Below are 13502 nucleotides of genomic sequence, written 5' to 3'. Positions count from 1 at the left end.
CGTCAGCCGAGCGCGATGTCGTCGTCGGCGAAATGGTCCCGGCGGCCCAGGGCGACGTCGGCCGCGAAGCGGATCCGCAGGCAGTCGCGCAGCAGGTCCAGCAGCGGGCGGAGGCGCGGGTCGCGCTCGTCGTGCTCGAGGAGGGCGCCGAGGTCGCCGGGCGTCAGCGCCGACAGCGGCCGCTCGGCCAGGCGGTGGACGGCGGGCGGGCGTACCTCGATCGCGTGCTCGGTGCGCAGCCAGTGCGCGCTGAGCGCGAGGCGGCCGGCGGCGGCGCGCGGGTACGGGATCCGGGCCGACCCGGCGTCGACGTGCGGGCGGGGCTCCAGGGTCGCGGCGTCGCGCACGTGCAGCCGCTCGCCGCCGGTGTCCAGCACGAGCAGGCGAGCGCCGAGGGCGTCGAGGTTGCGGGCCGCGGGCAGCGCCACGACGGCCTCCTCGACCAGCTCGTTCCCGGCGATCCTCCAGCGGTACAGCCGCGACTCCAGCCCGGCCGGGCCGCCGGGGCGCTCGAGCGCGACGAGCCGGCCCCCGGCGGTGAACGCGATGCCGTCCGGGCCGCCCCGCCACGGCAGCTCCAGCAGCGGGCGCCCGTTGACGTCGAGCAGGACGATCAGGTCGCGGGTGGCCACGGCGATGTGCCGCGCGTCCGGGGCGCCGGCCAGGCGGGCGCCGGCCCGCACGTCGGCGACCGGCGCGGCGGAGGCCCAGACGAGCGCGTGGCGGGCCCCGCAGACGAGCCGGCCGTCCCCGGCCAGCGCGACCCAGCCGCCGCCGTCGCCGAGGGATGCCAGGGCCGGGAACGCGCGGTCGCGGATCAGGTCGCGGCGGAAGCCGTCGGCGAAGAGCGCCAGGCCGCGGCCGTCGGCGGCGATGACGGCGTCGCCGAGGTGCACGGCCACGTGCCGGGTCGTGCCGATGGCGAGAGTGTCGGCCAGGTTGCCGCCGGTGAGGTCGAGGTCATACGCGTGCCGCGCCCCGCCGGTCAGCGCCGCGTCGAGGAGCCGGTGGCCGGCCTGGTCGCGGTAGACGGCCGCGACCCGCCCGGCGTCCGGGGCGAGCGTGAGGTCGACGAGCTGGCCGGGTACGTCGATGGTGACCACGGGCGGCAGGGCGCGCACGGCCGCGGCGATCCGCTCGGGGTCCTCGGCGGCGAGCCGGTCGAACAGGGCCGGGTCGGCCGGGCGCCAGGACCCGAACCCGGCGACCGCGGCGACCGCCTCGGCCACGGGAAGGTCCCCGACCATCCGGCTGCCGCGGACCCGGGCGGCGACGGCGGCGGGGTCGAGGTCGCCGGCCATCGCCTCGATGAGCCGTCCGCGCCGTTGCACGCCCGCGGCGGCCAGGGCCTCGGCGAGCAGGGCGGCGTCGGGGTCGAGCGCGCGGTACCGCCGCAGCTGCCCGGTCAGCAGGAACAGCGCGGCGGCCGTCCCCGGGTCGGCCGGGACCACGTCGTTGCGGGCACACCAGGCGGCCAGTCCCGGCCGGTCCAGGGCGAGGGCGGCGAGCCGATCCAGGACGCCGGGGTCCCGCCCGGCGAGGACGACCCTGCGGGCCAGGCGGGTGAGCGGGTGCCGTTCGCCGCGGGCCGCCGCCGCGACGAGCGAATCCCCGTGCAGCCAGCGGCCGAGGATCACGGCCGCTCGCCGCCCAGCGCGATCCCGTCGCCGAAGCGCAGCCGCAGGCAGTCGCGCAGCAGCTCCAGCAGCTCGCGGACGTCGGCGGGCGGGTGGCTGCCGGTGAGGTACCGCTCCAGCACGCCCAGCTCGACCGGCGTCAGCTCGCCGAGGGGGCGCTCGGGCAGCTCGCACAGGTCGACGACCCGCGGCGGCCCGCCCGGCAGCGGTACCACGGCGACGGGCGGGCCGAGGCGGGTGAGGGCGAAGGTGGCACGGTCGAGCCGGCCCGGGTCGGCCGCGGCGAGCAGCTCGAACAGCCGCGCCTCGGTGGAGCCGTCCAGCGGCCCCGCGCCGAGGCCGAGCACCGCGTCCGCCGCCTGCGCCACGGGGAGCCGCCACACGAGCCCGGCCCGCCCCGAGCCGGCCCCGGCCACCAGCACGGGCTCGACCCCGGCGGCGGCCATGGCGGCGAGCAGCGGCCCGCGGTCCTCCAGGCCCGGCGACTCCAGCACCGCCCGCAGCGCGCTGCCGTCGGGATCGGCCGCGTGGTACTGCTCCGCCTGCCCGGTCACCAGCAGCAGCATCGCGGCCACGGGCGGGCGCACCGCCTCCGACGCGTGCTGCGCGCACCAGGCCGCCAGCCCGGGCCGCCCGGCCGCGCGCAGGCACAGCGCCTCGAGGTCCGGCCCGCCCCGCTCCAGGACCCGCTGCCGGGCGGGGGCCGCGACCGGGTGCCCGTCGTCGCGGGCGGCCGCGGTGAGCAGCTCGTGGTCGTCGAGCGCCGCGAGGCAGTCGGCCCGGACGGCCGCCCAGAGCGCGGGGTCCGGCGACGGTACCGCGAGCAGCGCCCGCCACACCGCCTCCGTCAGCTCGGCGCTGACCCGCTTGTCCAGCAGCCACTGCAGGCTCAGCCCGGCCGCGCGGTCCCCGGCCGCGGCGTCCTCCACCAGGCGCCGCCAGGTCGCGTTCACGCCGCGCCCCCGATCTCGATGTCGTCGTCGGCCGCGACCGGGCCGTCCCCGAGCGACACCTCGGTGGCGAAGCGCAGGCGGGCACAGTCGCGCAGCAGCTCGTACAGCTCCCGCCGCCCGCTCGGGGCTTCGCGCGCGGCGGCGTCGAGCCGGCCGGCGTCGGCGGGGGTCAGCTCGCGCAGCGGCCGCCGGGCCAGGTGGTCGGCCCTCGAGGGCAGCACCCGCAGGCCGTACCGCGGCTCCTCCGCCCGCCAGGTGACGAACGCGAAGCGGCCGGCCGCGTGCCGCGGGTACACCTGGATCGAGGCGTCCCCGATCGCGGCCGGTGCGACCGGCTCCAGGCTTGCCGCGTCGTAGTACTGCAGCCCGCTCTCGCGCGCCACGAGCAGCCCGGTGCCGTCGACGACATCGAGGTTCTCCGAGTGCGGAGCGGCCGTCTCGGCCACGGCCTCGAGCCGGTCGCCGTCGATGCGCCACCGGATGAGGCGCCCGTCCGCCAGCGCCACGAGGTATCCGGGCTCGGCGAGCGCGACGCCGCCGTACCCGGAGCCGCCGGCCGGGCGGGCGAGCAGTTGGCGGCGCCGCCCGTCGAGCACGACGAGGGTCTTCTGGGACGCGGCGGCGATGTGCTCGCCGTCGGGGGACGCGGCGATCCACCGGCCCGGGGCGCCGCCGAACGCGGTCTGGGCCGCGACCGAGCGGCTGGTGACGCGGCGCGGATCGCCGAAGATCAGCAGGCCGTCGATGCGCAGGGCCACGAACCCGGTGCCGAGGCGGACCACGCCGCAGAACTGGGCGCCGGAGTGCAGCGCGACGTGCTGGCCGCGCTCGTAGCGGGACAGGCCGAGGCGGTCGATGCCGACGACGGCGTCGCCGTAGTGCACGAGCATCCGCGGGCTGGACGGGAAGAAGCCGGTCCGGGCGGTCAGGGTGTAACCGCGGTAGTCGCGGCGGTACCGGCTCAGGACCCGCCCGGTGTCCGCGTCGACGTCCACCAGCCGGTCGCGCCGGCCGTCGCCGCCGTCGACGGCCAGCCGTTCGCCGCCGGGCGAGAACGCCACGTCGATCGGGCTTTCGAGCAGCGGGATGTCGTACGGCTCGGGCAGTGCGGCGACCGTGGCGGCCAGCGCGGCCGGGTCGGCCGCGGCCAGCCGATCGAACAGGGCCGCCGCCGCGGCCGCGGCGGGGCGCCAGGAGCCGAACCGGGCCACGGCCGCGGCCGCGTCGGCGGCCGGCAGCTCCCAGAGCGGCCCGGCCCCGGGCCCGCCGCCGGCGACGACGGCCGGGTCGAGGCCGGCCGCGGCGACCCCGGCGAGCAGGCCGCCCTGCCGGGCCGGGCCGCCGCCGGCGAACGCGGCGCGCAGCAGCGCGTGGTCGGGGTCCAGGGCGTGGTACCGCGCCCGCTGCCCGGTCACGAGCAGGAACCCGGCCGCGGTGGGCGGGTCGGTGGGCTCGAGGTCGTGGGCGAGGAGCCAGGCGGCGAGCTCGGGGCGTTCGGGCGCGAGCCGCCCGAGGTCGTCGACCGCGGTCGCCGGCACGTCGTGGCCGCCGCCGAGGACGCGCTCGCGGGCGTATTCGGCGACCGGGTGCCCGTCGCCGCGGGCGGCCGCGGCGACGAGGCCGGCGCCGGTCAGCGTGTGCCGCCGCAGGGGCGCGATCCTCCGCCACAGCCGCCGGTCCGGCCGGGGCACGGCCAGCAGCTCGGACCACAGCCGGTCGACGAGCGCGGTCCGGCCGGCCAGGTCCGGGGTGAGCTCGGCGACCCGGGCCGCGAACCAGTTCAGTTCAGCTCACCCTCCCAGCCGTCGGGGTCGCCCGGCAGGTCCAGCTCCAGCCCGGGGCCGGGGCCGGGCGCGGCCGGGTCGCGGCGGTCGGCGCCGGCCGAGGCGGGCTGGGCCCGGCCCTGGCGCAGCCACGCGCGCAGGTGCTCGATCACCTCCCGCTGCGACCGGCTCAGCGGCACGGTGCGCAGCAGGGCCTCGGTGACGTCCGCGGTGCGCACGTCGCGGTCCTCGGCGAAGGCGTGGTACATCGCGTCGATGACCGCCTGCTCCAGCTCGGCGCCGACGAAGCCGTCGGAGATCTGGGCCAGGTGGTGCACGTCGAAGGCCTCGGGGTCGCGGCGGCGCTTGCGCAGGTGTACCGCGATGATCTCCCGCCGTTCCCGCTCGGTCGGCAGGTCGAGGAAGAACACCTCGTCGAACCGGCCGCGGCGCAGCGTCTCGGGCGGCAGCGCGGCGACGTCGTTCGCGGTGGCGACCACGAACACGGGCGCGGTCTTCTCCTGCATCCAGGTGAGGATGGTGCCGAAGACCCGCTGGGAGGTACCGCCGTCGAGCCCGCCCGCGGCGAGCGCCTTCTCGATCTCGTCGATCCACAGCACGCACGGCGCGACCGTCTCGGCGAGCTGCACCGCCAGCCGCACCCGCTCCTCGCTCTCGCCGACGAGCGAGCCGAACAGCGCGCCGACGTCGAGGCGCAGCAGCGGCAGCCGCCACTGCCCGCCGATCATCTTCGCGGTCAGGCTCTTGCCGGTGCCCGGGATGCCGATCAGCGCGAGGCCCTTCGGCGCCGGCAGGCCGTACTGCGTCGCCTCCTCCGAGAACGCGCGCTCGCGCAGGGTGAGCCACCGCTTGAGCGCGTCGAGGCCGCCGACGTCGTCGGTGCTCTCCTCGACGGGGTAGAACTCCAGGGCGCCGCTCTCCCGGACGACGGCCTTCTTCTCCTGCAGTACCGTGTCGATGCCCCGCTCGTCCAGGGCCCCGTCGCGCACGATCGCCTTCGCGAAGGCCCGCTTCGCCTGGGCCACGGTCAGCCCCAGCGCGGCCTGGGCCAGCTTGGCCCGCCCCGGCCCGGTCAGCGCCGCCCGCACGCCCGTGGTGCTCGCGATGAGCGCGTCGAGCTCCTGGCGCAGCAGCGCCTCGGTCGGCAGCGGCAGCTCGACGACGACGGCGTCGTTGCGCAGCTCGACCGGCACGCCGCGGGTCGGCGCGACGACGACGAGCGAGGCTCCGGTGTACACCAGCTGCTGGGCCAGGTTCTTGAGCTTGCGCCGGATGCGCGGGTCGCGGCCCCAGAACTCGTGGAAGTCCTTGAGCACGTAGATGTCGCGCCGCTCCGGGGCCTTGTTCGCCAGCTCCTTGATCTTGTCCAGCGCGGTGCCGGGGTCGCCGGTCTCGGGCAGCGGCCGCTGCCCCGCGGGCGCCTTGGCCGCGGACGTGAAGTGGTCGGCGACGTCCCACACGACGAGGTCGGCGCCGGGGTCCCGCTCGCGCCGTACCTCGTCGAGAATGTCGATGGCCCGCTGCTCCTCGATCGTGACGAGCACGATGAGCGCGACGCGGGCGCGCAGGTACAGCCGGATCTCGTCCTTCACGGTCACGCCGCCCCTATGCCCGGTGCCGCCATGCCCGTGATCGTGAGGGTCCCGTCGGCGCCGACGAGCACCTCCAGTTCGGGCACGGATTCGAGGTCGATGTGGCGGTACCGTCCGGTGCGCCACCAGTACGCCTTGTTCGACGACCCGCGCAGCCCGCCCCCGAGGTGCGCCCGGCGCTGGTACCGCCCGGCCACGACGAGGTCCGCGTCGGCGACGGCCGACAGCCGGGCGGGATCGCTCTCGATCTCCGGCCGCGAGTACCCGGTGAGGATGATCAGCCCCAGCCCGGTGCGCCGCTTGAGCCCGGCCGCGAACGCGGCGACGGCCCCGGGCTGCTGCAGCGGCTCCCCGCCGGTGAGCGTGACGCCCTCGATCCGGTCCTGCTCGGCCTCGGCCGCGGCCAGCAGCTCGTCCACGGTGCGCCGATCGCCGCGCCCGCCGTCCGGATGCGTGTCCGGGTTGAAGCAGCCCGTGCACGCGAGCGAGCAGCCCTGAACCCAAACGGTCATCCGCTCGCCGGGCCCGTTGGCGCGGCTGCGCGGCATGACCGCGTGAATCAGCAGCGACCCGGTCAATGCCAGAGCCGGTTCGGCTGGTCGATCTCGGTCTCGGTCTGCACGTAGGCCTCGGCGGTGAGCTCCTGCGCCTCGACGTCCCCGCCGAGCAGGCCGACAAGCTGCTCGGTGTGCTCGACGCAGACCATCCCGTCGACGCCGGTGACGTGCAGCTCCACCTTGCCGTCGGGCCGGATCACGACATCGACGATCTCGTCAGCCATGCCGACACTGTAATCCCTGCTCGCTACGCTCGCGGTGGGGGAGCTTCGCTGAGTTCCTGGCTCGCTACGCTCGCGGTGGGGGAGCTTCGCTCCACCCACGCCCCCTCAACATCTGCGCCGGCACCTTCAAGCAACGAACAGGTGCGCGACAACCGGGCCGCCGGCCGCTCGCATACGGCTCGACCGGCTCGTTCCCCGCAGCGCCCGCACGCGTGCGTCGAGCGCTCACCACCAGTAGTTGTCCTGCGGTGTGTAGGGCGCCTCGAGTTCGGCGATCTCGTCGCCGGTGAGCTCGAGGGCGAGCGCGGCGACGGCGTCCCGCAGGTGGTGCGGCTTGGTCGCACCCACGATCGGACAGCTGACGACCGGCTTGGTCAGCAGCCAGGCCAGGGCGACCTGCGCCATCGGCACCTCCCGGGCCGCGGCGACCCGCTGGATGGCGTCGACGACCGGCCGGTCGACGTCGCGGTCGAACGCCTTGGCGACGGCGTCGGACGCGGACCGGGCGGTCTGCGCGCCCCACGGTCGCGCCGCCCGGCCTTTCGCCAGGGGCGAGTACGGCGTGAGACCGACGCCCTGGTCGAGGCACATCGGGATCATGTCCCGCTCTTCCTCGCGTTTGAGGATGTTGTACTGGTCCTGCATCGCCGCGAACGGTGTCCACCCGCCGAGCACCGCGACGTGCTGGAGCTTGGCGAACTGCCAGGCCCACATCGACGAGGCCCCGAGGTACCGGACCTTGCCCGCCTGCACCAGCCCGTGCAGCGTGGCCATGGTCTCCTCGGCCGGCGTTTCCGGGTCGAAGCGGTGGATGTAGTACACGTCGATGTAGTCGGTGCCCAGGCGCCGCAGCGACGCGTCGGCCTGCTCCAGGACGGCCTTGCGGGACAGGCCGCGGCCGCCGGGTCCGTCGTGCATCTTCCCGCTGACCTTGGTCGCGAGCACGACGTCCTCGCGCCGGGAGAACCGGTTGATCGCGCGGCCGACGAACTCCTCCGACGTGCCGCCCTGGTACACGTTCGCGGTGTCCCAGAACGTGACGCCGAGCTCGACGGCCTGGCGGAAGAACGGCGCCGCGGCGTCCTCGTCCAGCGTCCACTGGTGCATGCCCTCGGCGGCGACGCCGTAGCTCATGCAACCCAGCCCGATCCGGCTCACGCGCAGACCGGTCCGGCCCAGCCGTGTGTACTCCAATGTAGTGCCCTTCTCCTGGCCGGCCGCCGACGTGCACCTCCAGGGTGTCAGCGCCGGACCGGTGCCGGTACCCCGGGGTCCTGCTCACCCCCCGGCGAGCAGGACGAGCACCGCGCGGCCCGGTCCGTGGAGGGTGCGGCCATGCCGATGCCTGGAAGGTTCACGTCCTCCATGGAAGCGGCTCGCGCGCACCGGCGGGAGGGTCTGCCGTAGCAGGTAATGACAGAACCCCCATGCCGGCCGCCGGTCAGGCGCTCCCTTCGGTGACCACCATCCTTCCGGCCAGCTGCCGGACCGCCGCGAACGCCCCGTATGCGAGCACCCGCACCAGCTCTGCGTCCCCGCGCGGCCCGACCGAGCTGCGCCACGCGGCCACGGCGGACTCGGTCAGCCGGTACGGCGCCAGGGCCGCCAGCAGGGCCAGCCGCGCCCCCGCCCGCTCCTCCTCCGGTACCGCGTCCAGCACGGTCCCCGGCCACCCGCCGAGCTCCGGATGCTCGCCCCGCCACGCGGCCACCGCCTCGTGCAGGACCGCCCGGGCGGCGTCGCCGAGCAGCTCGCCGCCGGCCGTGGCGGCCCGCTCGAACGCCGCCCACGCCACCGCGACCGGCCCGTCCCCGGCCCAGGGCGAGGCGACCGGGCCGGCCGCCGGCTCCAGCAGGGCCAGGCTCTGCCCCGGCGTCAGGGTGCGGCGCACCGTGCGGGACAGCACGAACCCGGCCGCCCGGCGCGACGGGGAGCGCAGCGCCCCGCCCGGCAGCGGCGAGCCGGGGCGCAGCGCGTCGACCATGCGGTTGATGAAGTGGTTGGCCAGGGCCGTGCCGACGTACTCCGGGGCGAGCGCGACCGGGAACGGCCAGGGCGCGGGCGCGGCCGAGCGGGTCGAGCGGGCCCAGGCGACGAGCGCGTCGGGCTCCTCGCCGCGCAGGACCGCGGCGGCCAGGCCGTGCTCGCCGGTCGCGTGCAGCATGGCCGTGTGCGCGTCGATGCAGAACGGGCAGCGGTTCACCACGGCCACGGCGGCCGCGACGGCCTCCTTGCGGGCCCGCGGGGCGGTGCCGGTGAGCATCGACTCGCGCAGCACGGCCCAGAGCGCGGCGTGCAGGTCCGGTGCGGGTGAGAGGTGCGGTGCGAAGAGCGCGCCGAGCTCGTGGGCGGACGCGGCGTACACCGCGGCGACCGTCCCGGTGGCGGCGCGGCGCGGCACCGGGACGACGAACCGATAGGGCGAGGACATCGGAGAGGACCCCCTTTCAGGAACCGATCCTTTCCGGTTCGGGGGCGGCTGTCGTCAGGCCAGGGTCGGCACTTTCGCGTACATCCGTGGTGGTACGCAGCAGCGCCAGCACGGCGATGCCGCCGGCCAGGGCGATGGCCGCGCCGATGCCGAAGATACGGTCGAGGCCCTCGGCGAACCCGGCCGCCGAGGCGCCGCCGCCCAGCACGTCGCCGGCCCCCGCGGCGAGGACGGACGCGAAGACGGGCAGCGCGAGCGCGTACCCCATCTGCCGGAACGTGTTCGACGCGCCGCTGGCCATCCCGGCGCGCTCGGCCGGTACCGCCGCCAGGGTCGCCGACGCGAGGACCGGCGTGCTCAGCCCGACCCCGACGCCGATGACCGCGAGGGCGGGCACCACCGCGGGCCAGCCCGAGCCGGGCCCCACCAGCAGGCCGAGGGCGTCGCCGGCCGCGATGAGCAGCAGGCCGACGCCGATGCTGAGCCGGGCCGGCACCGTGTGCAGCAGCCGCCCGCCGGCCCCGGCGACGACGAACGCGACCAGCGACATCGGCGCGAGGACCAGCCCGGCGTCCATCGCGTCGAGGTGCAGCACCGACTGCGCCCACACCGACACGAACACGAGCCCGGCGAACGCCGACGCGGTCAGGGCCGCCGCGCCGAACATGAGCACCGAGAACGCGGGCCGCCGGAACAGCGAGAGGTCGAGCATCGGCTCCCGGCGGCCGCGCTCCACCAGCACGAAGGCGAGCACGGCGAGCGCCCCGGCGACGAGGGCGCCGATGGTGAGGCGGTCCCGCCAGCCCGCGTCGCCGGCACGGATCAGGCCGTACACCAGCAGCGTCGCCGCCGCCGTGAAGCTCGCGATGCCGGGCAGGTCGGGGCGCCCCGCCGGCCGGGTGCTCCGCTCGCCGGGCACGACCCGCGCCAGCAGCAGCGCCGCGGCCGCGACGGGCAGGTTGACCAGGAAGATCGAGCGCCAGCCGACGTGCTCGGTGAGCAGCCCGCCGAGGATCGGCCCGGCCGCGGCGGCGGCGCCGTTGGCCGCGCCCCAGACGCCGAACGCGAACGAACGGTCCCGGCCCTGGTACGCCCGGCCGAGCAGGGCGGCGTTCGTGGCGTACATGGCCGCGGCGCCGAGGCCCTGCACGCCCCGGGCGGCGATGAGCGCGCCGACGTTCGGGGCGAGCCCGCAGGCCAGCGACGCGACGGCGAAGACGACGAGCCCGGCGACGAAGACACGCCGGTGGCCGGCCCGGTCCGACAGCGAGCCGGCCGCCATGAGCATCGCGGCGAGGACGAGCACGTACAGGTCGACGGTCCACTGCAGCGCGCCGAACGACGCGTGCAGGTCCCGGGCCAGGGCCGGGGCGGCGATGCTGACGATCGTGATGTCGATCAGCAGCATGAGGGTGCTCAGCGAGACCGCGAGCAGCGGCAGCCATTTGCGCATGCGCCGAGCCTCCCGCGTTTCCCCGCATGCGACTCCGTGAGGCGGGATTTCGGCGTTATCCGGCACGCGGTACCGTTGCGGCGGTGGATCCACTCACGTTCGACGAGCTCGACCGCCGCATCGCGCACGCCCTGCAGATCGACGGCCGGGCCCCGTTCAGCCGCATCGGCGAGGTGCTCGGCGCCTCGGACCGCACGGTCGCCCGGCGGTACCGCCGGCTGCGCTCGGAGGGCCTGCTCCGCGTGGTCGGGCTGCCGGACGCGGCCGCCCTCGGCCACGTCGACTGGCTGGTGCGCATGCGCTGCACGCCCGACGCCGCCATGCCGGTCGCCACCGCCCTGGCCCGGCGCGCCGACACCTCGTGGGTGCTCATCCTGTCCGGCGGCACCGAGATCTCGTGCATCACCCGGACCCGCCGCCAGGCCGAGGAGGGCGACCTGCTGCTGCAGAAGCTGCCCCGCTCCCCCAAGGTCACCGCCGTGACCGCGCACTGCGTGCTGCGCGGCGTCGCCGGCCTCGAGGGCTGGCCGGGCCGCACCTCCGCGCTGACCCCCGGCGAGATCGCCGCCCTGCGCCCCGAGCCGACCGCCCCCGCGCCCGGCCCGGTCACCGCGACGCCCGCCGACAACGCGCTGCTCACCGAGCTCGCCCGGGACGGCCGCGCGGACTTCCCCGCGCTCGCCCGCGCCACGGGCTGGTCGGAGACGACGGTCCGCCGCCGCCTGGAGGAACTGCACAGGAGCAAGGTGTTGTACTTCGACGTCGACGTCGAGCCCGCGTCGTTCGGCTACCACGCCGAGGCGCTGCTCTGGCTGACCGTCGCCCCGTCCGCGCTGACGCCGGTCACGCGGGCGCTCGCGGCCCACGAGCAGATCGGGTACGCCGCCGCCATCACCGGCCCGGCGAACATCTCGGCCACGGTCGTCTGCCGCGACCTGGACGCGCTGTACGACTACCTGGCCGAGCGCGTCGGCGCCCTGGAGGGCGTCACCGGGGCGGAGACGTCCCCGGTCGTACGCCGCCTGAAGGGCGCGGGCACCCTGCTGGTCCCGTAGCTCAGGCGGCCGGGCCGAGCAGGCGCAGGAGCACGGTGGCGTCGGGGGTGAGGGCGTACAGGACCGAGGTGCCGGCCCGGTGCCGCTCGGCCAGCCCGGCCGCCAGCAGCGTCGACAGGTGCTGCGACACGGTGCTGGGGGCCAGGCCGAGCTCCCGGGCCAGGCCGGTCGTCGTCGCCGGCGCCACCAGCGCACGCAGGACGGCGGCCCGCGCCGGGCCCGTCAGCAGCGCGAGCCGATCGTCGCCACCACCACCGGCGCGCGCGGCCCGCCGCGCCGCGAGCACCCCGGCGCCTCGGGCCTGGTAGGTGACCATGAGCACCTCCGGGTCGTCGGTGGAGCACATGAGCACGTCCTGCGCGAACAGCACCGGCACGAGCAGCAGCCGGCGGCCGGCGGCGTCGACCGCGGACTCGACCGGCTTGACGAGCCCGAGCACCGGCGGCTCCCACCGGACCCGCCCGCGCAACTCGCCGAGCACCGCGGCCGGCCCGGCGGTCGCGAGCGAGCGCGACCGGGCGAGCACCTCCTCGTCGAGCGCGGTGCGGATCGCGGGCCAGAACGGCGCCATCGCGGCCTGCCAGAACACCGCGAGCGCGGCGGCGAGCCGGTCGAGGGCCGCGGCGGGATCGTCCCGGTACGGCGCGAGCGCCGCCGGGCCCCCGCCCGGGTAGTGCTTGGCCAGCTGCGCGCGGACGGTCGGCGGCGGCGTCGAGCGCAACGCCGCCAGCTCCTCGCCGATCGAGGGCCCGGCCGACGGCGGCGGCGGCGAGAACACGTCCGGCGTGGGGCGCTCGTGCCATCGGCCGTGCAGCGCCGGGTACAACCGCAGCGGTCCCAGCCGCGGGTCGTCGCGCAACACGGCCCGGGCCCGCTCCGCCCACGCCGTGTAGGGCCACGGCACCGCCCCCGGGCTGCGCAACAGCAGGTGGAGCGCCCCGACGACCTCATTGAGCGGGCTGGTCGCGAGCCGGGTCCGGGCCAGTGTCCGCGCGTCGAGCCGAATGCGAATCACGGCCCGGACGCTGCCCGGCGGCGGGCCGTTTGTCCAGCCCTCACCGCACCCGGGCGATGGTGATCCCGTCGGCGACGGGCAGCATGACCGAGTCGACCCGGGGATCGGCGAGCACCTGCCGGTTGAACTCGGCCACGATCCGGCTCGGCTCGTCGACCGGTTCGAGCACCCGCCCGCCGCGCAGCACGTTGTCCACGACGATGACGCCGCCGGTCCGCATCCGGGGCACGACCTCCGCCCAGTACCGCGGGTACGACACCTTGTCCGCGTCGATGAACGCCAGGTCGAACGCGGGCCCGGCCGGCATCGCGGCGAGCGTCCCGGCCGCCGGCCCGAGCCGCAGCTCGACCCGTGGCCCGACCCCGGCCCGATCCCAGTACCGCCGGGCGACCGCGGTCCACTCGGCCGACACGTCGCAGCACACGAGCCGGCCGCCCGCCGGCAGCGCCCGGGCGATCGCGAGCGACGAGAGCCCGGTGAACGTGCCGATCTCCAGAGCATCCCGCGCCCCGGTGATCCGGGTCAGCAGGGCGAGCAGCCCGGCCTCCTCCGAGGACACCTGCAGGTCGTACGCCTCCGGCAACGCGGCCCGCGTCTCCTCGATCAGCTCGACGGTCAGGGCGTCGCGGGCGCTGTCGAACGCGGCGACGTAGTCGAGCAGCGCATCGGTAAGAGCAATGGTTCGAGTCGTCATACCGCGGACCGTACGAAGGCGGGCCCGCCCTCAGGAAGCCATTCGGCTCCCGCCGAATCACGTCAACTCGGGTTGACGCGCCACTTACTGTCAACTACGGTTGACAC

The 13502-nt window shown here is 76.4% G+C and carries 12 protein-coding genes; 1 reads left to right on the top strand and 11 read right to left on the bottom strand.

Annotated features, from left to right (window positions below):
- Positions 1 to 2: 2 nt before the first annotated feature.
- The 9 genes from ACPPVO_RS17985 to ACPPVO_RS17945 form a co-directional block, all read right to left on the bottom strand.
- Positions 3 to 1637, bottom strand: a complete 1635-nt coding sequence (locus ACPPVO_RS17985) for a hypothetical protein (RefSeq protein ID WP_426512339.1) — start codon at positions 1635 to 1637, stop codon at positions 3 to 5.
- A complete protein-coding gene (locus ACPPVO_RS17980; RefSeq protein WP_426512338.1) occupies positions 1634 to 2590 on the bottom strand; it encodes a hypothetical protein in 957 nt (318 codons plus the stop codon). Before ACPPVO_RS17980 ends, ACPPVO_RS17985 begins: the two co-directional genes overlap by 4 nt.
- Positions 2587 to 4281 (bottom strand): hypothetical protein, encoded by a 1695-nt coding sequence (locus tag ACPPVO_RS17975; RefSeq protein ID WP_426512337.1) that lies wholly within the window; start codon positions 4279 to 4281, stop codon positions 2587 to 2589. The genes ACPPVO_RS17980 and ACPPVO_RS17975 overlap by 4 nt, the downstream gene beginning before the upstream one ends.
- Before the next feature lie 89 nt (positions 4282 to 4370).
- Positions 4371 to 5972, bottom strand: a complete 1602-nt coding sequence (locus ACPPVO_RS17970; RefSeq protein WP_426512336.1) for an AAA family ATPase — start codon at positions 5970 to 5972, stop codon at positions 4371 to 4373.
- A complete protein-coding gene (locus tag ACPPVO_RS17965; protein WP_426512335.1) occupies positions 5969 to 6478 on the bottom strand; it encodes a 4Fe-4S single cluster domain-containing protein in 510 nt (169 codons plus the stop codon). The genes ACPPVO_RS17970 and ACPPVO_RS17965 overlap by 4 nt, the downstream gene beginning before the upstream one ends.
- A gap of 62 nt (positions 6479 to 6540) precedes the next feature.
- Positions 6541 to 6747, bottom strand: a complete 207-nt coding sequence (locus ACPPVO_RS17960) for a DUF2997 domain-containing protein (protein WP_360376899.1) — start codon at positions 6745 to 6747, stop codon at positions 6541 to 6543.
- Positions 6748 to 6972: 225 nt separating this feature from the next.
- Positions 6973 to 7881, bottom strand: coding sequence for an aldo/keto reductase (locus ACPPVO_RS17955; RefSeq protein ID WP_426512334.1), 909 nt, complete (start codon positions 7879 to 7881; stop codon positions 6973 to 6975).
- A gap of 307 nt (positions 7882 to 8188) precedes the next feature.
- Positions 8189 to 9178 (bottom strand): carboxymuconolactone decarboxylase family protein, encoded by a 990-nt coding sequence (locus tag ACPPVO_RS17950; RefSeq protein ID WP_426512333.1) that lies wholly within the window; start codon positions 9176 to 9178, stop codon positions 8189 to 8191.
- A gap of 16 nt (positions 9179 to 9194) precedes the next feature.
- Complete coding sequence (locus ACPPVO_RS17945; RefSeq protein WP_426512332.1) at positions 9195 to 10631, bottom strand: MFS transporter; 1437 nt, start codon at positions 10629 to 10631, stop codon at positions 9195 to 9197.
- Between the two features lie 83 nt (positions 10632 to 10714).
- Between ACPPVO_RS17945 and ACPPVO_RS17940 the strand changes: the two genes are divergently transcribed.
- Complete coding sequence (locus ACPPVO_RS17940) at positions 10715 to 11686, top strand: Lrp/AsnC family transcriptional regulator (RefSeq protein WP_426512331.1); 972 nt, start codon at positions 10715 to 10717, stop codon at positions 11684 to 11686.
- 1 nt (position 11687) lies between these two features.
- On the opposite strand, the gene ACPPVO_RS17935 is transcribed toward ACPPVO_RS17940, so the two are convergent.
- Both ACPPVO_RS17935 and ACPPVO_RS17930 read right to left on the bottom strand, forming a co-directional pair.
- Positions 11688 to 12701 (bottom strand): ArsR/SmtB family transcription factor, encoded by a 1014-nt coding sequence (locus ACPPVO_RS17935; RefSeq protein ID WP_426512330.1) that lies wholly within the window; start codon positions 12699 to 12701, stop codon positions 11688 to 11690.
- A 40-nt stretch (positions 12702 to 12741) separates the two neighbouring features.
- A complete protein-coding gene (locus ACPPVO_RS17930; protein WP_426512329.1) occupies positions 12742 to 13395 on the bottom strand; it encodes an O-methyltransferase in 654 nt (217 codons plus the stop codon).
- Positions 13396 to 13502 lie beyond the last annotated feature (107 nt).

The sequence above is a fragment of the Dactylosporangium sp. McL0621 genome (genome assembly GCF_049995355.1).
Taxonomy (GTDB): Bacteria; Actinomycetota; Actinomycetes; order Mycobacteriales; family Micromonosporaceae; genus Dactylosporangium.
Note: the sequence above shows the minus strand (reverse complement) of the source record. Positions and strands in the feature narration are given on the sequence as shown.